Here is an 18,582-nt window from a genome sequence, read left to right on the forward strand (position 1 = left end):
GACAGATGTCTAGATGACGTTTTTGATCGATGTCTCGATCGCGTGTAGAAAGGAGTCCGCCGACGACGAGGCGGACAAAAGAAGATAGGTGTCATCGTCCGTGCGCAGGATGATTGTGCCCAAATGCTCCATCACCGTGCGCGCGCCATCGTTCAATGCAAACGCATCTGTATAAAGATCGAGTGGACAGATGCGTTCCAGTGCCGCTCGGGCCATCGGACCGCTAAGTTCCAGCGCCGTCCAGACATCGGTCTGGTCAGTTAGATAAGCTTTGTCCTTAAGCTTATCCGCGACGATGGTCTCAGCGTCTGCACCGGCGTGGGTGAAAAACACGAAAGCCAGATCGGGCGCAAGACGAAGGATGCGCTCTTTCCCTTTGGCAACAACAGATTTGCCGGGCGCGGGCAGCTCGACGCCATAGGCGGTTTTTATCGCCTTTTTCGCCGCGGTTTCGCCGCCAAGCGGCAAAGCGACCGAGACGATTGCAAAATCTTGGGGCGCATGCAGGCGCGTATCGCCGAAAGTCTCGTCATGGCCCGCAAGCGGTGGGGCCGCGGTAAGGGTGAATTCAGCCACGCAGACGCTCTCCTTCGGGGTCAATGAAATGGGGCGATACGACCTCGACCTCCATTTCGGTGTTATGGATGGGGCTGACGGCGCGGACGATCTCACCCATGCGATTCTGCCCTTCTTTCAAAAAGCCCAGCCCGATCGAGTAGCCCAAGTTGGGCGAGTAGGCGACCGAGGTCATCCAGCCCTGATCGTTGGCCATGCTGGCAGTGTCGCCTTTGGTGATGAAATGCGACCCGGCGATCAGTTTGCGGCTGCGATCCACGGGGCGGAAACCGACGAGGCGCACCGCATCCTCGCGGATCATCTCGGGGCGTTGGGACAGGACGTTGCCGATGCATGCTTTCTTCTGGCTGACCATCTTGCCGAGGCCGATATTGTGCGCGGTGGTCTGACCGTTCAATTCGTTGCCGGTGCAATGGCCCTTCTCGATGCGCATGACGCCCAGGGCTTCGGTTCCATACGGCACCGCATCGAACTCTTTACCGGCCTCGTTCAGAACCGCCATCATGGAGTTGCCATACCGCGCGGGCACGGCGATCTCGAAGGCCAGCTCGCCCGAGAAGGAGATGCGGAAGAGACGCGCGGGCGTGCCACCGCAGACCGTGACATGACCGCAGGCCATGAAGGGGAAGGCGTCGTTCGAGATGTCGTGGTCTCTGTCGATGACCTTGCGCAGAAGGTCGCGCGATTTCGGACCGGCGACGGCAAACTGCGCCCAGCCATCGGTTGTCGAGATCAGGTGCACGTCCATGTCCGGGCAAAGGCATTGGCGAACGAATTCCATCCGGCGGAAAACCAGCACGGCATTGGCCGTGGTCGTCGTCATTACGTAATGATCTTCGCCCATCCGCGCGGTGGTGCCATCATCGTAACAGATCCCATCCTCGCGCAGCATCAGGCCGTAGCGCACGCGGCCAACCTTGAGCGTCGAGAAGGTATTGGCATAGACCATGTCCAGAAACGCACCCGCATCCTTGCCCTGAATGTCGATCTTACCCAGCGTGGTCACGTCGCAGATGCCGACGCTCTTGCGGGTCTGAAGCACCTCGCGATCCACGCTGTCGCGCCAGCCTTTTTCACCCGGCTGGGTGTACCATTCGGCGCGCAGCCAGTTGCCGACGGTCACGAAACTCGCGCCGTTCTCCTCGGTCCATTTGTGCGAGGGCGTCAGACGGTAGGGGCGGAAATCCTTGCCGCGGGCCCGACCCGCCAGTGCACCCAGCGGCACGGGTGTGTAGGGCGGGCGGAAGATGGTGGTGCCGACCTCTGGTATGGTCTTGCCCGCTTCTTCGGCGAGAATGGCAAGGCCCGCGATGTTCGACGTCTTGCCCTGATCGGTGGCCATGCCCATCGTGGTATAGCGCTTCAGCAGTTCGACCGAGCGGAAGCCTTCGGTATTTGCGAGCTTCACGTCCTTCACGGTCACGTCGTTTTGCAGATCGACCCAGGCGCGGTTCTTGGACTGTTTCACATGCCAGAACGCGGCGCAGTCGCGCGGCTCATCCTCGGCCTGCGGCATCTCTCCGCCCTTGGGTTTGATCCCGAGATCTTCAAGCTGCGCACTGGCCTTCACGGCCCCTTCGGACAGGGCGGCGGCCAGAGTCATCGCGCCGTTCGCTGCCCCCGCCACGACCATTCCGGGGGGCAAATCGCTGCCGGGAACAAAAGCGCAGAGGTCTTCACGCCATTCGGGCCGACCGCGCTGGTGGCACGTCAGGTGCACATTGGGGTTCCAGCCGCCCGACACCGCCAGACCGTCGCAGGGAATGACTTGCCCATTGGTCAATTGGATCGACTTCATGCCAGCGCGTCCAACTGTATCCATCACTGCCTGACCGCCGAAATGGCGCGCGCCGGGGATGTTTAGCAGGGCGGGCTTGTCGCGGCTGTCCACGACTGTAGTGATCTCGACCCCCTTGGCATAGAGATCGGCGGCCGTACGCCAGCCGTCGTCGTTATTGGTAAAGACCGCAATCTGCTTGCCCGGGGCCACCGCGTAGCGATTGGCGTAGGCACGCATCGCACCGGCCAGAAGGATGCCGGGTCGGTCATTATTTCCAAAGGCGATGGGACGCTCGGTGGCGCCGGCAGCGAGCACGGCGCGCTTGGAATAGATGCGCCACAGGATCTGGCGCGGCTTGCCGTTCGAGTCCCGCAAGTGATCCGTGCAGCGTTCGAGCACGCCGTAGATGCCGTGGTCATAAGCACCATACACTGTCGTACGGCTCATCAGCCGGACATTGTCCATCTCGGCCAGTTCCTTGACCGCCTCCTCGGCCCAGGCGTGACCCGCCATGCCGCCAAGCTCCAGCGTCTCGGCATTCAGCCGCCCGCCCGGACGGAAATCCTCATCCGCGAGGATCACCCGCGCGCCGGATCGCCCAGCGGTGAGCGCAGCGGCAAGTCCCGCCGGGCCCGCGCCGATTACCAGCAGATCGCAATGCAGAAACCCCTTGTCATAGCTGTCGGGATCTTCCTTCATCGACAGCCGGCCCAGACCGGCAGCAGAACGGATGATCGGCTCGTAAAGTTTCTCCCAAAACGCTTTGGGCCACATGAAGGTCTTGTAATAGAAACCCGCCGACAGGAACGGGGCAAAGAAATCGTTGATCGCCAGCAGATCGAATTCCAGCGAACCGCGGTGGTTCTGACTGGTCGCGTAAAGCCCCTCGAACAGCTCGATCATCGTCGCACGCGTGTTGGGTTCCTGCTCGGCGCGACGACGCAGTTGCACCAGCGCATTGGGTTCTTCCGACCCAGCAGTAAAGACGCCACGCGGGCGGTGATACTTAAAAGACCGGCCTACCAGAAGCTGACCGTTGGCCATCAGCGCCGAGGCCAGCGTATCGCCGGGATAGCCGCGCATCCACTTGTCGTTGAACTGGAACTTCACTTCCTCGGAGCGGTCGACCAGACCACCGGGCAGACGATTGACCTGAGTCATTTGCCACGCCCCCGAGCCTTAGTTTTCCCACGAGCCACATCGCGGGCCAGTTCAACCTTGGTGATGGTATGGGTGACAGTATCGCGCGTCACCACCAGCCACGATCGGTCGCCCTGCTCGTGATACCAAAGTTCCTGATGTTCTCCCGCCGGGTTGTCGCGCAGGTAGCCGTAGGCGTGGAATTTCTCCATCGCGTCTGGTGCCTGCCAGTCTGGGCGGTCGATAAGGCTCGCATCCCCGAGATAGACAAACTCGGCTGCGTCACGCGGACCTAAAAGAGGGTGGTCGATAATCATTCTGGCTCTGTCCTCAATGCAGGTTGGGCTGGTTGCCCGAGCCTTTTTCGTCAATCATGTTGCCGGTCATGAACCGGTCGAGGCGCATTTGCGTGGCCGTCGGATGCGGTTCGTCCTTGGCCAGCAGATGCGCATAGCAGAAGCCGGACGCCGGCGTCGCCTTGAAGCCGCCATAGCACCAGCCGCCGTTGAAATAGAGCCCGTCGATATGGGTCTTGTCGATGAAGGGCGAGCCGTCCATCGACATGTCCATGACGCCACCCCAGCTGCGCAGAAGGCGCGCGCGGCCGATCATCGGCATGATCGCCATGCCGCCCTCGCAGACGTCCTCGACCACCGGCAGGTTGCCGCGTTGGGCGTAGGAGTTGTAGCCGTCGATATCGCCGCCGAAGACAAGCCCGCCTTTGTCGGACTGGCTGACATAGAAATGCCCCGCGCCGAAGGTGATGACGCCGGGCAGGACGGGCTTCAGCCCTTCAGAGACGAAGGCCTGTAAAACATGGCTCTCGATCGGCAGGCGCATGCCCGCCATCGCCGCGACCCGGCCCGACGAGCCGGCGACGCACATCGCCACCTTCTTGGCGCGGATCGCGCCGCGCGAGGTCTCAACCCCGGTGCAGGTGCCGTTCTCGATCTGGAAGCCTGTGACTTCGCAGTTCTGGATGATATCCACGCCCCGGCTGTCGGCGCCGCGCGCATAGCCCCATGCGACCGCGTCATGCCGCGCCGTGCCGCCGCGACGCTGGTAAAGCCCGCCCTTGATCGGAAAGCGCGCGTTGTCATAGTCGAGAAACGGCAGTTCCTGCCGCAGCTGCTTGGCGTCGGCCAGTTCGGCATCGGCACCGGCCAGAAGCATAGCGTTGGCACGGCGCACATAGGCGTCACGCTGCCCGTCGGTATGATAGAGGTTCAGGATCGAGCGCTGCGAGACCATCGAGTTATAGTTCGTCTCTTGCTCCAGGTTCTCCCAAAGCTTCATGGAAAACTCGTAGAAGGGCTCGTTGCCCGGAAGCATATAGTTCGAGCGGATGATGGTCGTGTTCCGTCCAATATTGCCTGAACCAAGCCAACCCTTCTCAAGCACGGCCACATTGGTGATGCCGAATTCCTTGGCAAGGTAGAACGCCGTCGAAAGACCATGACCACCGCCGCCGATGATAACGATGTCATAGTCGGGTCTGGGTTCTGGCTCGCGCCAGGCCTTGGTCCAGCCTTTGTTGCCGGTCAGGCCTTCTTTCAGAACGCGGAAACCGCTGTAGCGCATGTGGCACCTATTCGATGAGACGACCCCAGTGTGTCTGTTCCGAAGCCGCTCGACTTTTCTGATTTGGACGGTATCTTGCCGAAAATGGACGTGATTGGTGCAAAATCTGTGCGTACCCGAAGAATCGGCATTTTGCCGCTGCCCGGCTTCGCGCTGATGTCCTACGCCGCGCTCACCGAGCCGATGCGCGCGGCAAATTTATTGGCGCGTCGGGATCTGTACCAGATGATCAATCTAAGCGCGACCACGGGCCCTGTGCAAAGCTCCGGGGCGGGGCAGGTCGCCACGCAGGGACGGGTGGGCGGGGTGAGCAATCTCGACTACCTGTTCGTGATCGCGGGCGGCGACCCCACGGGATACGCCGACCGGGCAGTCATTAATTGGCTGGCCACGATGGCGCGCAAGGGAGTGATCCTGGGCGGTGTTTCTGGCGGGCCGATTGTGCTGGCGCGAGCGGGGCTGATGGCCGGGCGGCGCATGACCGTGCACTGGGAACATGCGGCGGCCCTGTCCGAAATCTCGCCGCACCTGATGCTCGAAAGATCCCTGTATGTGATCGACCGTGACCGCGTGACCTGCGCAGGCGGCACCGCGCCCATGGACCTGATGCACGCGCTCATCACCCAGCATCATGGCGCGGTCTTCGCCCGCCTCGTCAGCGACTGGTTCATGCATACCGAGATCCGTCCCTCGGCCGGGCCGCAGCGTGCGGGGCTTGTGGAGCGGGTCGGCACCACCGTTCCGGCAATTCTGGATGTGGTCGAAGCGATGGAAGCGAACGTGGCCGAACCCCTCGATCTTTCCCGCCTCGCCTCGGTTGCCGGGCTTTCCGCGCGACAACTCAACCGGCTGTTCCGGGACAAGCTGGGCCGATCCACCATGACCTATTACCGCGAATTGCGTCTTGAAAAGGCACAAAGTCTCTTGCGCAACTCGCCCCTGTCATTGACCGAAATCGCGCTGGCCACCGGCTTCGCCAGCTCTTCGCATTTCTCGCGCGCCTATGCCGCGCAGTTCGGACAGCCCCCGTCAGCCTATCGCTGATTTGCGTCAGGCGCGCGTCCTTTTGCGCAGCCGGCTTGCCATTGTCCGTCCCTTGGGTAGGCTCCGCCGGAACCGTTATGGAGATTGCCCATGCATATTCTCGTGCTCCAACATGAACGCGTCGAACATCCCGGCATCTTTCGCCAGTTTCTTAAAGAGGACGGACATACATGGGACGCCGTCGAACTGGACGAAGGCGAGGCGCTGCCCGGGATCGACGGCTATGACGCGCTTTGGGTGATGGGCGGGCCGATGGACGTCTGGCAAGAAGACGAGCATCCCTGGCTGAAAGACGAAAAGGCGTTCATCAAGGACGCGGTCGAGGGGCGCGGCGTGCCGTATCTGGGCCTTTGTCTGGGCCATCAATTGCTGGCCGACGCCTTGGGGGGCAAAGTTGAAAAAGCCAAGACGCCCGAAATCGGCGTGCTCGATGTGCACCTGACCGAGGCCGGTGCGTCCGGCGTGCTGTTTGACGGGCTGCCGGAAACCTTCAAATGTCTGCAGTGGCACGGGGCCGAAGTCACGGAGTTGCCGCTTGGCGCGCAGGTGCTGGCCACCTCACCCGCCTGCCCGGTGCAGGCGATGAAATGGGGGACGCGCGCCTATTCGATGCAGTTTCACATGGAGATCGAGGCCGACACCGTGCAGGTCTGGAACACCATCCCGGAATATGGCGGTGCGCTGGAGCGGGTGATCGGCAAGGGCGCGGTGGAAGATCTCGACCGCGCCTGCGCCACGCATATGGCCACGTTCAACGAGATGGCAGAACGGGTCTATATGAACTGGTTGCAGGCGACCGCACGGGCCTGATCACATCGCATTAAAAGCAAAACCCGCGAATTCAGGGGCAAGCTGCGGCGTGCCCGCGATATAGTCCGCGGCGCGTGCGGCGATCATTTGCGTGGGCGCGTTCAGGTTGCCGCTCGGCACCCGCGGCATGACCGAGGCATCGACGACGCGCAAACCTTCGATCCCATGAACCCGGAACCGGTCATCGACCACGGCATCGGGCCCCTGCCCCATCCGGCAGGTGCCACAGGGGTGGAAATCCGTCTCCATACGCTGACGTATCCAGCTCCCGATTTTGGCGTCGGTCTTTACCGTCGGACCCGGGTCAATCTCGGCTCCGCGAAGACCGTCAAAGGCCGGTTGCGAGAATAGATCACGCAGGCGGTGCACGCCTTCGATCAACTGCTGCAAATCGCCCGGCTGTGACAGATAGTTGAAGGTCAGGATCGGCTTGGAGCTCGGGTCGGCAGAGGCCAGCCGCAAACGCCCCCTGCTTTCGGGCCGCAGCAGATCGATATGACAGGCCATGGCCTGAAGTAGGCTGATCTTGTTACCGCTGTAATCGAACCCCACCGGCCCGAAGTGATATTGCAGATTTGGATAGGTAACCTCTGCATTCCCCCGGATGAGGCCGCCCGCCTCCCAAATATTCGACGCGGCCACACCATCACGGGCAAACACCCAGTAGGCCCCGGCGCGCAGCTTGTTCCAGGGACGGTCGATGCGGTGGATCGGATAAGACTTGAGGCTTTCATATTGCAGAATGATGCTGGGATGATCCTGAAGGTTGCCGCCCACACCGGGCAGGTCCGCAATCACGTCAATACCATGTTCGCCCAGCTCGTTCGCCGGACCGAGTCCCGACAGCATCAAAAGCTGCGGCGAATTGATAGCTCCGCCCGATAGGATAACTTCCTCGGCCATCGCTTTATGCTCTTTGCCGCGATGGCCAAAAACCACGCCTGCCGCCCGATTGCCTTCTACGATTACCCGTCGCACCAGCGCGCCTGTCAGCAGCGTGACATTACCCCGCGACAGCGCGGGGCGAAGATGCGCCACTGCGGCAGAGCATCGCCGCCCGTGCCGCTTGGTCGCGTCGAACCGCGCCACGCCCTCCGGGTTGTAACCGTTCAGATCCTCTGACTGTCCCTGCCCCACCTGTCCGCCGGCCTGCAGAAAGGCATCGTATAACGGATTGTCATAGGTCCCGCGTGTCGTCCCCAAAGGCCCACGATCACCGCGCCAGTCATCGCCGCCGCGAGAATGCGTTTCGCCGGCACGGAAATAAGGCAGGCAATCGGCATAGCGCCAATCTGACAGGCCGCAGTCGTTGGCCCAGGCGTCATAGTCCAAGGGATGGCCGCGCATATAGACCATCGCGTTGATCGAGGACGAGCCGCCAACGACCTTGCCGCGCGGCATGAAGACCTCTCTGTCGTCGCATCCCGGTTCCGGCGCGGTGTCGTAGTTCCAGTTCAGCTTCGGGTCGCACCAAGCTTTGTAGACGCCCGCTGGCATATGGATCATCAGGTTGCGGTCCATGGGCCCGGCTTCCAGCACGAGGATGGATTTCGACGTGTCCGCGCCCAGCTTGTTCGCCAAGGTACAGCCAGCAGACCCCGCGCCTACGATGACGTAATCATAGGCGCGCGCGGTCATCCCGCCTCGCCCCAGCCGCTCGATTGCATCTCTCGCAACCGGCTGGCGGTGCGCTCGAATTCGAAACTGCCCTCGCCTTCGACATAAAGGTATTCCGGCGCCGCCGCGGCAGAACAGATAAGGCGCACTTTCGCCTCGTATAGCGCATCGATCAGCGTGACGAACCGCTTGGCCTCGTTGAAGTTCGACCGGCCAAGCTGGGGAACGTTTTCCAGCACCAGCACGCGCGCGGCTTGCGCCAGCGCGAGATAATCCGCCGGGCCAAGGGGCCGCCCGCAAAGGTCATAGAACCGGGCCCGCGCGACCCCGTTGTGAAAGGCCGGGATCTCAACCTCGCGCTTGCCGACCTTGAGCGTCAACGGCTCGGCCTTGCCCTCGGTCAGGTCCTGCCAGATTTCCTCGATCGCCGCGCGGGCCTCGGCATTGGCGGGCGTGAAATAGCTTGGGCTGCCCTCCAGCCGCCCCTGCCTGTAATCGGTGGCGCTGGCCATCTCACGCACGACCATCCGCTCTTTCAAAAGGTCGATAAAGGGCAGGAAAAGCTGCCGGTTGAGTCCGTCCTTGTATAGATCATCGGGCACCCGGTTCGACGTGGTGACCACCGCGACGCCCGCCTCGAACATGGCCTGAAACAGCCGGCCCACGATCATCGCGTCGGTGATATCGGTGATCTGCATCTCGTCGAGTGCGAGACAGCGCAACCCATCGGCGATGTCCTTGGCCACAGGCACGATCGCATCGTCGGCCCCGCTGGCGCGCGCCTTGTGCAGCGCGGCATGCACCTCCTGCATGAAGGCATGGAAATGCACGCGGCGGTTCGGGGCATCCAGCGTATCGACGAAAAGATCCATCAGCATGGACTTCCCGCGCCCGACCCCGCCCCAGAGGTACAGGCCCTTCACCGGTTCGGGCGCCTTGCGGAACCACCCCTTCTTGACCGGCTTTTCAAGATCGGCGCGCACGCGTTCGAACTCGGGCAGGACCTCTTCCTGCGCCGCGTCGCGCGTCAGCTTGTCCTCCGAGACCAGCCGCTCGTATCGCTCGATCAGCGTTTCCATTCCTTTCTGGATACCGAAGCCGCAGCGCAGAGGAAAGCGGCAAGGCCCGGATCACCTGCCGCGATTGTGCGGCGCACAATTCCTGAATTGACCCGCGCGGCACCGACTGTACCTTGTCGCGACCGTAACCAGGATACACTGAATGAAGCCCGCCACGCCGCTTTTCACGCCCGTTCTTATCGCCGGCGCGCTTATCTTGATGGTTTCCTTCGCGATCCGGTCGTCCTTTGGTGTTTTTCAGATCCCGATCGCCTCGGAATTCGGCTGGCTGCGCGCGGAATTCAGCCTCGCCATCGCCATTCAAAACCTTGCCTGGGGCATCGGGCAGCCGATCTTCGGCGCCATTGCCGAGCGCATTGGCGACCGCAAAGCGATCGTGCTCGGCGCGCTGATCTATGCGGCGGGCCTTGTGCTGTCCTCGTTTGCCGTCACGCCGGAAGCGCACCAGATCTACGAGATTCTGGTCGGCTTTGGCATCGCGGGTACGGGCTTTGGTGTCATCCTGGCCGTCGTGGGCCGCGCGAGCAGCGACGAGAACCGCTCGATGAGCCTTGCCATCGCCACCGCCGCCGGATCCTCGGGACAGATCTTCGGCCCGCCCGCCGCGGAACTGCTGCTCGGCGTGATGAGCTGGCAGATGGTGTTTTTGTGCTTCGCGGGCGTGATCCTGTCGGTGTTGCTTTTGCTTCCGCTCCTGCGCTCGCCGGCACCGGCCTCCACCGCGCAGTTGGAACAAAGCCTCGGCGAGGCGCTCGGCGCGGCGTTTCGCGACCCGAGTTACACGCTCATTTTCGTCGGCTTCTTTTCCTGCGGCTATCAGCTTGGTTTCATCACCGCGCATTTCCCGGCTTTCGTGACCGAGATGTGCGGGCCCATCGCACCGGGCGGGGTTCTTCACGGGATAGGCATCACCACGACATCCGCCTTGGGGGCGGCGGCCATTGCGCTGATCGGTCTGGCCAACATCGTGGGCACTTTGACGGCAGGCTGGCTGGGCAAGCGGTTCACCAAGAAATACCTTCTCGCAGGCATCTATACCGGCCGCACGATCATTGCCGCGGTTTTCATCCTGCTGCCGATCACGCCAGCCTCGGTCCTGCTGTTTTCGGCGGGGATGGGCGCTTTGTGGCTGGCGACCGTTCCCCTGACCTCGGGCCTCATCGCGCATATCTACGGTTTGCGCTACATGGGCACGCTCTACGGAATTGTTTTCTTCTCGCACCAGTTGGGCAGTTTCCTTGGTGTCTGGCTGGGCGGGCGGCTTTACGATCTGCACGGCGATTACACGTTGGTCTGGTGGGTCGGCGTGGGCGTTGGCGCCTTCTCGGCATTGGTGCATCTGCCCGTGCGCGAGCGGGCTTTGCCGCCGCGCGCGCGCGCCGCCTAGTTGCGGCGCAGACCGGCCAGGACTTCAGCGATCTCGTTCACGTGGGTATAGGCCAGCGCATGTCCCGCGTCCTCGAATTCCTCTTGGCGCGCATCGCGGTTCCATTCGGCCAGCTTACCAAGACCGGCGATCGGAATCACATCGTCCTCTTTGCCCCAGATCGCGAGAACGGGCACACCCGTCTTCGCAATCGCGGCATGTGCCGGCGCAAGGTCCTCCGACATGATCCCGCGCAACGAAGACAGCACCGCCGGGGCAAAGCCGCGCCAGCGAGTCTCAAGTATCTGACGGTCCACCATGTCCGGAATGGCCGAGGGCAAGGCGCGATCGGCCTCTGTCGCGCGGCGCAGTACCCGCGGATAAAAGCCCAATGCCAGCCATTTGCCGATCCAGTCTTGGTTGACCGCAAGATCGGCCACCGGGCCAAGATCGTGACCCAGTCCCGCGGGCGCAATCAGGACCAGTTCGCGAATCTTGGCGGGATGCCGGGCCGCATAGGCCGTGGCGATGGCCCCGCCCATCGAATATCCGAACAAGGTAAAGGGTTCATCGATCCGCAACTCGTCCAGAAGCGCGTCAAGCTGGTCGCAGAAGAAATCCGCGTCCTGCAGGCCCTTGGGACGGTCGGAATATCCGCGCCCGTAAAGATCGTAGACCAGCACGCGGAATCCCATCTCGCCCAGATGCTGCGCGATCGGCTCCCACACAAAGGACGGCGTGGTGAGACCATGCACACAGACGACAAGCGGCCCGTCCTCCGCCCCAAGCCATCGGTAGTGCGTCACACCCTTTGGGAGAACGGCAAACGCGCCGGGGGCAAGCGCCCGGTCCTTATCCCGCATACGCGGGCGTATGGATTCGATCAGGAAGGGCCAGACCAAGATGGCCAACGCGGCGGCAGCAAAACCCCAGACGATCATCGCGCCGCCCAGGCCTCGAGGATATAGCGGCTGGTCATCAGGTCCAAATGCGCACCACCGCCATTCTTGAACAGCGTGATCTCGTCGTTGTCCCGGCGCCGGAACGCCTCCGGCTCATAGTAGTCTGCGACAATGTCGCCACGCTGGATCACGTCGGCTTCAAGCGGAATCTTGATCTCGCCGATATGACCGATGGTGGTGTCGTAGCTGTCCACGAAAATGCGCGCTCGGCTCAGCGCAACATCGTCTGCCTCGCGCATGTCGGGCCGGTAGGCGCCGATCAGGTCGATATGCTGGCCAGGCTGCAACCAGTCTCCTTTCAGCACGGGCTCGGTCGACATCGTGGCGGATGTCACGATGTCGGCCCCGCGCACCGCCTCCTCCAGATCGTCGGCGATCTGAAGCCCCGGACATTCCTTTGCCATCGCCTCGGCATTGGCGCGGGTGCGGTTCCAGACGGTGAATTCCGCCTCGGGGAAGGCCGCGCCATAGGCTTCGAACAAGGACCGGCCCACGGTCCCGGCGCCCACAATCAGAATCCTGCGGCTGTCGGGCCGGGCCAGGCGCGTTGCGGCATAAAGACTGTCGCCCGCGGTTTTCCACTTGGTCACAAGGTGGAAATCCACAACCGCTTCAAGCATGCCGTTCCGGTCGGAAAAGACGCAGACCGCGCCATTGACCATCGGATCACCCGCATCGGGATTTCCGGGAAAAATCGTCGCCGACTTCACCGCAAGGCCCATTCCGTCGATCCAGGCCGACCGTGACAACAACGTGTCGGGATCGCGATAAAGGAAAGTGTCGCCAATCTCTGCCTTGGGCAAAGCGTGCCCCGCTTCGAACGCGGCGCAAAGCGCCATCCAGTCCAACTGCGCCTCGCCCTCCTCGAAGGGAATGATCGATATACTCACCTGCACTCTCCTTGTCCGGTGCCCAAGATATGCGGTGTGCGGACCCTATCGTCAAACGCAAGGCGCTAGAGATGGCTCGGTTCATCGCTCGCCAATGTCTGATCCTTCCGCGATTCCCGCCAGATGAGGTAGAGACCCGAGCCGAGGATCAGCGCGATTCCGATCCACGCGGTCCGGTCGGGCCATGTGCCGAAAACCGTGACGCCCCACATGATCGCCATGGGCATCGCCACATATTCGAACGGCGCGGCAAACGCCGCCTCCGAAATCCGATAGGCCTGGCTGATAAAGAAGCCGCCCAGAACACCACTGACCCCCAGCAGCACAAGCAGCCACCAATCGCCCGGGTCGACCGGCCCCCAGGCGCGGAACAAGAAGGTCAAAGACGGATGATCCTGCGCGGCGAATCTGCCGTCACCGATTGAAAGACCGATCAGGCTACAGGCCAGAAGAAACGTGATCTGGATGTAGACCGCCATCGTCGCCGCCGATTCCGTGCCGCCGACCTTGCGCGCGACCATGTGGATCACGGCATAAAGCACCGCCGCCGCCATGGGCAAAAGTGCCGCCACCTGAAAGGCCGAGGTGCCCGGTTTGACGATCACCAGAACACCGGCAAAGCCCACGGCGATGGCCCCCCAGCGTCGCGCGCCTACAGTCTCGCCCAGGAAAATCACCGAGAAGACGGTGATCACCAGTGGCGAAATGAAGAAGACAGCGACCGCATCGGCGATAGGCATCGCCGCAAGCCCGAGAAAGAGGCACGTATTGGCCCCCACCACACAGACCCCGCGCAAGAGATGCGCGCCGGGCCGCCACGTGCGCAGCACGCGCAGGCCGTAGATTGGCAGAAAGATCGCAGAGAAGGTCAGCAGGCCGATCGCCGAGCGGATGAAGACGATCTGATGAAGCGCATAGCCGCCCGACAGAAACTTGATGCCCACGTCATTGAGCGAAAAGCACATGACCGCCAGAAGCGCGCAGCCCGCCCCGGCGAGATTGGCGCTCGAGACGCTCATCCCCTTGCGGCTTGCCGCAGCGCGCGCTCCAGCGCGTCGAGAAAGCGCGAGCGGTCGGCCTTGGTGAAGCCCTTGCCGCCGCCCTGCCGAAACGGATCGGCGGCGCGCAGATCGGTCATCAGGTCGCGCGTGGCCAGCGCATTGCCCACGTTGGCCGCCGTCAGCGCCTCGCCATTATGCTTGAGCACCTGCGCCCCCGCCTCAACGCATTTCGCGGCCAGCGGAATGTCCCCGGTGATCACCACGTCGCCCGGCCCTGCGCGATCCGCGATCCACATATCGGCCACGTCCGGGCCATCGGGCACTATCACCGTCTCGACCATCGGGTTGGCAGACGGGCGCAGCCCGCCGTTCGAGACGATGAACATCTGCACCCGGTGCCGCGTGCCCACCTTCTCGACCTCGGCCTTGACCGGGCAGGCGTCGGCATCGACATAAATCGCCATTTCCTATTCCGCCGCCTTGGGCGCGCGATTGACCTTATATTCCTCGGGGATGGGCATGCGGTTGAAGGCGTCCAGGCCCGCGATCTTGTAGGCCTCGGCCAGCGTCGGATAATTGAACGTGTTCTGCACGAAGTAATCCACCGTCCCTTTCAGGTTCAGCACGGCCTGAGCGATGTGAATGAGCTCGGTCGCCCCTTCGCCCACGATCTGCACGCCCAGAACGCGCCGCGTCTTGAGCGACACGAGCATTTTCAGCATTCCGTGTTCCAGCCCCATGATATTCCCACGAGAGGTCTCGCGGAAGCGCGCGATGCCGACCTCGTAAGGAATGCCGCGCTCCTGCATTTCCTCTTCGGACATGCCGCAGGTGGAAATCTCGGGCACGGAATAGATCCCATAAGGGAACCACGGGCTTTCCGGCAGGGTCGGCGTGTCGAGCGCATGGCAGGCGGCGATCCGGCCCTGTTGTAGCGAAGTCGAGGCGAGCGAGGGATGCCCGATCACGTCCCCAGCGGCATAGATATGCGGCACGGCTGTCTGATAGCTCTTCCGATCCACGCTCAGCCGCCCGCGATGATCCGTCTCCAGCCCAGCCTTGTCAAGATTGAGCCGGTCCGTTGCACCCATCCGCCCGGCTGCGAAAAGCAGCATTTCAGAGCGGACATGCCGCCCGTTGGCCAGCGTTGTCTCGATATGCACGCCCGCGTCCTCGATGGTCTCGATGGCCGAGCCGAGGCGCAGATCGACGCCGTTCTCGCGGATCTGGTGGGTGAAATCCTGAATGAGTGTGCGGTCGATGAAATCGAGGAAACTGTCACGCGGCTCGATCAGGGTGACGCGCACATCCAGCGCGGAGAACATCGTGGCGTATTCCACGCCGATGACACCCGCGCCCACCACGACAAGGCTGCGCGGGATCTGGCCCAGTTCGAGAAACTCGTCGCTGTCCACCACGGTCTTGCCGTTGAAGGGAACGTAATCGGGGCGATAGGTTTTCGTACCGGTCGAGATCAGGAACCTGTCCGCCGTCAGTCTGGTCTTCTCCCCCGCTTCGGTCGCGACCTCAAGGCTGTTCGGGCCGGTGAAACTGGCAAAGCCGTTCAATGTCTCGACATGGTTGCGGTTGAACTGATGCTCCAGAACGTCGACCTCGTAATCCAAGGTCTTATGCAATCGCATCTTCAGGTCCTGCGCGCCGATATCGTCCTTCACCCGGTAGGACCGGCCGTAAAAGCTTCGCTCGCGGTAGCCCGACAGGTTCAGCACCGTCTCTCGCAGGGTCTTCGATGGGATCGTACCGGTGTGAACCGAGACACCGCCCAGCCGGTCCTTGCGGTCCACGACCAGCACACGGCGCTTGAGCTTGCCAGCCTGAATCGCGGCAGAACGCCCGGCCGGCCCGGAGCCGATGATGATGAGATCGTAGTGCTGCTTGGCCGTGTCCGCCATGGCGCATCTCCTCGGGCTGGTCGTGGAATATCTTCCTGTGACGGCAGGCTTTCCTGTGCTCGCGACCCTAGAAGCCGGGCCTACCCTCTGCAAGCGCGCCGGGAGGGCGGCGCGCCTGGATCTGCGGCATTCCAAGAACAAAGCCGAAAAACCTGGCGAAGTATGACGCGCCCGCCGCGTTTTGGGGGCATCCAGATCAGGCGTAAAGCGCCTCGGCGTGGAACGCCACGTGGTCCTCCATGAAGGTGCTCACGAAGAAATAGCTGTGGTCATAGCCCGGCTGCATCCGCAGCGTCGCCTCCTGCCGGCGGGCAGCGCAGGCGGCGGCGAAACTTTCGGGCATCAGCAGATCGATGAACTGATCCTTGGTGCCGGTATCGGTCAGGATCGGCCCGTCAAAACCGGTTTCCTTCATCAGCACCGTCGCGTCATGCTTGGCCCAGGTGCTTTCATCCTCGCCCAGATAGGCGGTGAACTGCTTGCGGCCCCAGTCGCTTTGCGTCGGGTTCACGATCGGCGAGAAGGCCGAGACCGAGCGGAAACGGCCCGGCAGGCCCATGGCCAGCGTCAACGCGCCATGCCCGCCCATGGAATGACCGGTGATCGCCTGCCGTTCTTCGTCCAGCGGGAACTCTTTCATCAAAAGCTGCGGCAATTCCTCGGCCACGTAACGCCACATCTGGAAATGCGGCTTCCACGGATCCTGCGTGGCGTTCACGTAAAACCCGGCCCCTTGACCCAGATCGTAGGCGTCGTCGTCGGCGACGCCCTCGCCGCGCGGGCTGGTGTCGGGAAAGCAAAGGGCGATGCCCTGTTCGGCCGCCCAAAGCTGGGCGCCCGCCTTCACCATCGCGTTTTCATGGGTGCAGGTCAGGCCCGAGAGATACCACAGCACCGGCACCGGGCCGCTTTTCGCCTCTTCCGGCAGGAAAAGACCAAAGGTCATGTCACAATCGCAGGCGTCCGACGCGTGGGTATAGACCCCTTGCGTGCCGCCGAAACAGGCGTTTTCCGATACGGTTTCCATTGTGATCTCCCCTTTTCGTTCATTCGCTTTGCCCTGTCTGTAACAGGCCAGCGATTGGCGGCAAACGCAAAATGAGGGTCGCCGGCCTCGTCGCCCGAGCCAGGCTTTCAAGAAATGACCGCGCGCGTGTCACACCGGCGCCGTAAAAGACCACAACCCATAGGCGTGCTCAATGCCGGAGATCGCCTTATGTTTCGCCTTTTGACCGCCCTGTCCGTTGCTGTTGCGTGCCTGGTCGACCCCGCCCGGGCCGAGATCACCCACGACTCCATTCTGGAAGCGATCCGCGCAGGCGATATAGAGAAAGTCGAGCGTGATCTGGCTTCTGCCCATGGCGACTTTCTTTCGGGTGACGCTCCGGCAGATGACATGAGGAGGATTTACGGCGTCTTCGGTACGACCGATCCCAAGGTCCTGAACTTTTCCCGGGACTGGCTCGATCGTTATCCGCGCTCGCCCTATGCGCATGCCGCTCAGGCCTGGAACGATTATCAGGCAGCCTGACTTATCCGGGGCGGCGGCACCGTCCGACAGACCTATCCCGAGGCGCTCGAACTCTTCGACCAACTCCTTGACAGCGCCTGAAACCATGCGAGCCGCGCATTCAATGCCCAAACTCGCCTGATCCCTGCCTCGGACGCCCTTGTCCGGTTGGGCATGATGAATCGCTACACGATGGCCTCCTACGAGGTTCTGGACACGGTCATGCAGGAGGATCCGAACTGGGGCACGCTGGAGCGTGCGGTCGATGCGACCAATCCCGGCTGGGGCGGCACATGGGAAACCGCCGAAAGCATGTGCAATTATTACGGACCGTCCGTGGCTGATCTGCCGCGCGGACAGGACCCTGTGGGTGCCTGCAAGATCTATGCCGCCGCCGAACAGCACGCCCGTTTCGGCGACCCTTTGTTCTACTGGTATCAGAATGCGCTGAAGCACGGGCGCTATCCGGGCCTCGACCGTTTTCGCCTGTCGCTTGCCACCTCGACCCATACCACGCGCGAGGACGCCGAATTCGCCCATGAATATCTCAAGGACCTGCTGGACGGCGACGGCTGGAACCTGCACAGGGCCGAGGCGTTCGACCGGAATATCGCGCCCAAGTTCGGGTATCCTCTGATCGCCGAGGCGCATTACCACGCCAGCCAGAAGGGCGCGCGCGAACGTCTGTCGGAAAATCCCTATGATGACAAGGCGTTGAACGGTCTACGGCTGCGCCTGCACAGCTACAAGGAAATCGAACCTTTCACGTTTGAAGAGGTTGTCGTGGCAGCGCCCGATCCCGCCGAAGAGATCGAGTATGTGCGCCGTTTGCTGGAAATCCGGCCCTATGACGACGGGCTCTGGTCGGATTGCGCGAACCTGGCCTATCCGCTGACGCGCCCCAAGGCGCTGGCCTTACGAGACGGCCCGCTGATCAATGCCATCGCCTATTCCAACCATGGCCCCTATCACCTGAACACGTTCAACAGCTCCAAGCTCATCATGCTCAACATCTACGAAAAGCGGGAGTTGAAGGATCGGGGTGAGGCGTGGCGCAAAGCTCGGAACAAGGTCGATCTGGCAGAGGACATCCTGTGTCCGATGGCGCGTGTTCAAAGGCTTATAGAGGCAGTCTGCTCGGTCGATGACAGCGGGTTCTGCGAAACAAGCAGCTTCGAGCGAAGAGAAGCCCAAAAGAAACTGGCGAATTACGGGGCCAAGGAGGTCTGCAAGGCGGTCTATGACGCCCCGCTGGAAGATCTGGTTTTTCTACCGGTCCAGGTGGATCTGCTGGATGCGGACGGGTGAAGCGC

17 protein-coding genes are annotated in these 18,582 nt (G+C 62.3%); 5 read left to right on the forward strand and 12 right to left on the reverse strand.

The genetic code is table 11. From position 1 onward, the window contains the following. Nucleotides 1-9: 9 nt before the first annotated feature. The 4 genes from EZV60_RS16315 to EZV60_RS16330 are packed head-to-tail and all read right to left on the reverse strand — an operon-like array spanning nucleotide 10 to nucleotide 5,077. Nucleotides 10-576 (reverse strand): sarcosine oxidase subunit gamma, encoded by a 567-nt coding sequence (locus tag EZV60_RS16315; protein WP_135506680.1) that lies wholly within the window; start codon nucleotides 574-576, stop codon nucleotides 10-12. Continuing rightward, nucleotides 569-3,517 carry a sarcosine oxidase subunit alpha family protein gene (locus EZV60_RS16320; RefSeq protein WP_135506681.1) on the reverse strand — a complete coding sequence of 983 codons (2,949 nt, stop codon included), beginning with the start codon at nucleotides 3,515-3,517 and terminating at the stop codon, nucleotides 569-571. Before EZV60_RS16320 ends, EZV60_RS16315 begins: the two co-directional genes overlap by 8 nt. Continuing rightward, complete coding sequence (locus EZV60_RS16325; RefSeq protein WP_135506682.1) at nucleotides 3,514-3,813, reverse strand: sarcosine oxidase subunit delta; 300 nt, start codon at nucleotides 3,811-3,813, stop codon at nucleotides 3,514-3,516. The genes EZV60_RS16320 and EZV60_RS16325 overlap by 4 nt, the downstream gene beginning before the upstream one ends. Before the next feature lie 13 nt (nucleotides 3,814-3,826). Further along, nucleotides 3,827-5,077: a sarcosine oxidase subunit beta family protein gene (locus EZV60_RS16330; protein WP_135506683.1), complete on the reverse strand. Its 1,251-nt coding sequence runs from the start codon at nucleotides 5,075-5,077 to the stop codon at nucleotides 3,827-3,829. Between the two features lie 132 nt (nucleotides 5,078-5,209). Here EZV60_RS16330 and EZV60_RS16335 point away from each other — a divergent pair, with 132 nt between their 5' ends. Both EZV60_RS16335 and EZV60_RS16340 read left to right on the forward strand, forming a co-directional pair. Continuing rightward, nucleotides 5,210-6,121 (forward strand): GlxA family transcriptional regulator, encoded by a 912-nt coding sequence (locus EZV60_RS16335; protein WP_245306332.1) that lies wholly within the window; start codon nucleotides 5,210-5,212, stop codon nucleotides 6,119-6,121. A 90-nt stretch (nucleotides 6,122-6,211) separates the two neighbouring features. Further along, nucleotides 6,212-6,931 (forward strand): type 1 glutamine amidotransferase, encoded by a 720-nt coding sequence (locus EZV60_RS16340; protein WP_135506684.1) that lies wholly within the window; start codon nucleotides 6,212-6,214, stop codon nucleotides 6,929-6,931. On the opposite strand, the gene EZV60_RS16345 is transcribed toward EZV60_RS16340, so the two are convergent. Together EZV60_RS16345 and zapE are read right to left on the reverse strand one after the other, a co-directional pair. Next, nucleotides 6,932-8,569: a choline dehydrogenase gene (locus EZV60_RS16345; RefSeq protein ID WP_135506685.1), complete on the reverse strand. Its 1,638-nt coding sequence runs from the start codon at nucleotides 8,567-8,569 to the stop codon at nucleotides 6,932-6,934. Next, the gene (zapE, locus tag EZV60_RS16350) at nucleotides 8,566-9,627 is read right to left on the reverse strand and encodes a cell division protein ZapE (protein WP_135506686.1); all 1,062 of its coding nucleotides are present in this window, start codon (nucleotides 9,625-9,627) and stop codon (nucleotides 8,566-8,568) included. The genes EZV60_RS16345 and zapE overlap by 4 nt, the downstream gene beginning before the upstream one ends. Nucleotides 9,628-9,769: 142 nt before the next feature. On the opposite strand from zapE, the gene EZV60_RS16355 reads away from it, so the two are divergent. Then, a complete protein-coding gene (locus EZV60_RS16355) occupies nucleotides 9,770-11,014 on the forward strand; it encodes an MFS transporter (RefSeq protein WP_135506687.1) in 1,245 nt (414 codons plus the stop codon). Here EZV60_RS16355 and EZV60_RS16360 read toward each other — a convergent pair. The 6 genes from EZV60_RS16360 to fghA form a co-directional block, all read right to left on the reverse strand. Continuing rightward, nucleotides 11,011-11,934: an alpha/beta fold hydrolase gene (locus EZV60_RS16360; RefSeq protein WP_135506688.1), complete on the reverse strand. Its 924-nt coding sequence runs from the start codon at nucleotides 11,932-11,934 to the stop codon at nucleotides 11,011-11,013. The genes EZV60_RS16355 and EZV60_RS16360 overlap by 4 nt on opposite strands. After that, the gene (locus EZV60_RS16365) at nucleotides 11,931-12,845 is read right to left on the reverse strand and encodes an ornithine cyclodeaminase family protein (RefSeq protein WP_135506689.1); all 915 of its coding nucleotides are present in this window, start codon (nucleotides 12,843-12,845) and stop codon (nucleotides 11,931-11,933) included. Before EZV60_RS16365 ends, EZV60_RS16360 begins: the two co-directional genes overlap by 4 nt. 65 nt (nucleotides 12,846-12,910) lie before the next feature. After that, a complete protein-coding gene (locus EZV60_RS16370) occupies nucleotides 12,911-13,864 on the reverse strand; it encodes a DMT family transporter (RefSeq protein ID WP_135506690.1) in 954 nt (317 codons plus the stop codon). Beyond that, the gene (locus EZV60_RS16375; protein WP_135506691.1) at nucleotides 13,861-14,310 is read right to left on the reverse strand and encodes a YaiI/YqxD family protein; all 450 of its coding nucleotides are present in this window, start codon (nucleotides 14,308-14,310) and stop codon (nucleotides 13,861-13,863) included. The genes EZV60_RS16370 and EZV60_RS16375 overlap by 4 nt, the downstream gene beginning before the upstream one ends. A 3-nt stretch (nucleotides 14,311-14,313) precedes the next feature. Beyond that, entirely contained in the window at nucleotides 14,314-15,759 is a 1,446-nt protein-coding gene (gene sthA, locus EZV60_RS16380) for a Si-specific NAD(P)(+) transhydrogenase (RefSeq protein ID WP_135506692.1), read from the reverse strand. Between the two features lie 196 nt (nucleotides 15,760-15,955). After that, on the reverse strand, nucleotides 15,956-16,786 hold the full coding sequence (gene fghA, locus EZV60_RS16385) for an S-formylglutathione hydrolase (protein WP_135506693.1): 831 nt from the start codon (nucleotides 16,784-16,786) through the stop codon (nucleotides 15,956-15,958). Between the two features lie 189 nt (nucleotides 16,787-16,975). Here fghA and EZV60_RS16390 point away from each other — a divergent pair, with 189 nt between their 5' ends. Both EZV60_RS16390 and EZV60_RS16395 read left to right on the forward strand, forming a co-directional pair. After that, nucleotides 16,976-17,290, forward strand: a complete 315-nt coding sequence (locus EZV60_RS16390) for a hypothetical protein (protein ID WP_135506694.1) — start codon at nucleotides 16,976-16,978, stop codon at nucleotides 17,288-17,290. 156 nt (nucleotides 17,291-17,446) lie between these two features. Further along, nucleotides 17,447-18,577, forward strand: a complete 1,131-nt coding sequence (locus EZV60_RS16395; RefSeq protein WP_135506695.1) for a hypothetical protein — start codon at nucleotides 17,447-17,449, stop codon at nucleotides 18,575-18,577. Nucleotides 18,578-18,582: the final 5 nt, after the last annotated feature.

The organism is Roseovarius aestuariivivens, from assembly GCF_004761875.1.
Taxonomy (GTDB): domain Bacteria; phylum Pseudomonadota; class Alphaproteobacteria; order Rhodobacterales; family Rhodobacteraceae; genus Roseovarius; species Roseovarius aestuariivivens.

Bases quoted from the DNA above. Each gene is read 5' to 3' on its own strand.
- EZV60_RS16320 (WP_135506681.1), bottom strand. From the start codon at position 3,517: ATGACTCAGGTCAATCGTCTGCCCGGTGGTCTGGTCGACCGCTCCGAG.
- EZV60_RS16325 (WP_135506682.1), bottom strand. From the start codon at position 3,813: ATGATTATCGACCACCCTCTTTTAGGTCCGCGTGACGCAGCCGAGTTT.
- EZV60_RS16330 (WP_135506683.1), bottom strand. From the start codon at position 5,077: ATGCGCTACAGCGGTTTCCGCGTTCTGAAAGAAGGCCTGACCGGCAAC.
- EZV60_RS16340 (WP_135506684.1), top strand. From the start codon at position 6,212: ATGCATATTCTCGTGCTCCAACATGAACGCGTCGAACATCCCGGCATC.
- EZV60_RS16345 (WP_135506685.1), bottom strand. From the start codon at position 8,569: ATGACCGCGCGCGCCTATGATTACGTCATCGTAGGCGCGGGGTCTGCT.
- zapE (WP_135506686.1), bottom strand. From the start codon at position 9,627: ATGGAAACGCTGATCGAGCGATACGAGCGGCTGGTCTCGGAGGACAAG.
- EZV60_RS16355 (WP_135506687.1), top strand. From the start codon at position 9,770: ATGAAGCCCGCCACGCCGCTTTTCACGCCCGTTCTTATCGCCGGCGCG.
- EZV60_RS16360 (WP_135506688.1), bottom strand. From the start codon at position 11,934: ATGATCGTCTGGGGTTTTGCTGCCGCCGCGTTGGCCATCTTGGTCTGG.
- EZV60_RS16370 (WP_135506690.1), bottom strand. From the start codon at position 13,864: ATGAGCGTCTCGAGCGCCAATCTCGCCGGGGCGGGCTGCGCGCTTCTG.
- EZV60_RS16375 (WP_135506691.1), bottom strand. From the start codon at position 14,310: ATGGCGATTTATGTCGATGCCGACGCCTGCCCGGTCAAGGCCGAGGTC.
- sthA (WP_135506692.1), bottom strand. From the start codon at position 15,759: ATGGCGGACACGGCCAAGCAGCACTACGATCTCATCATCATCGGCTCC.
- fghA (WP_135506693.1), bottom strand. From the start codon at position 16,786: ATGGAAACCGTATCGGAAAACGCCTGTTTCGGCGGCACGCAAGGGGTC.
- EZV60_RS16390 (WP_135506694.1), top strand. From the start codon at position 16,976: ATGTTTCGCCTTTTGACCGCCCTGTCCGTTGCTGTTGCGTGCCTGGTC.
- EZV60_RS16395 (WP_135506695.1), top strand. From the start codon at position 17,447: ATGAATCGCTACACGATGGCCTCCTACGAGGTTCTGGACACGGTCATG.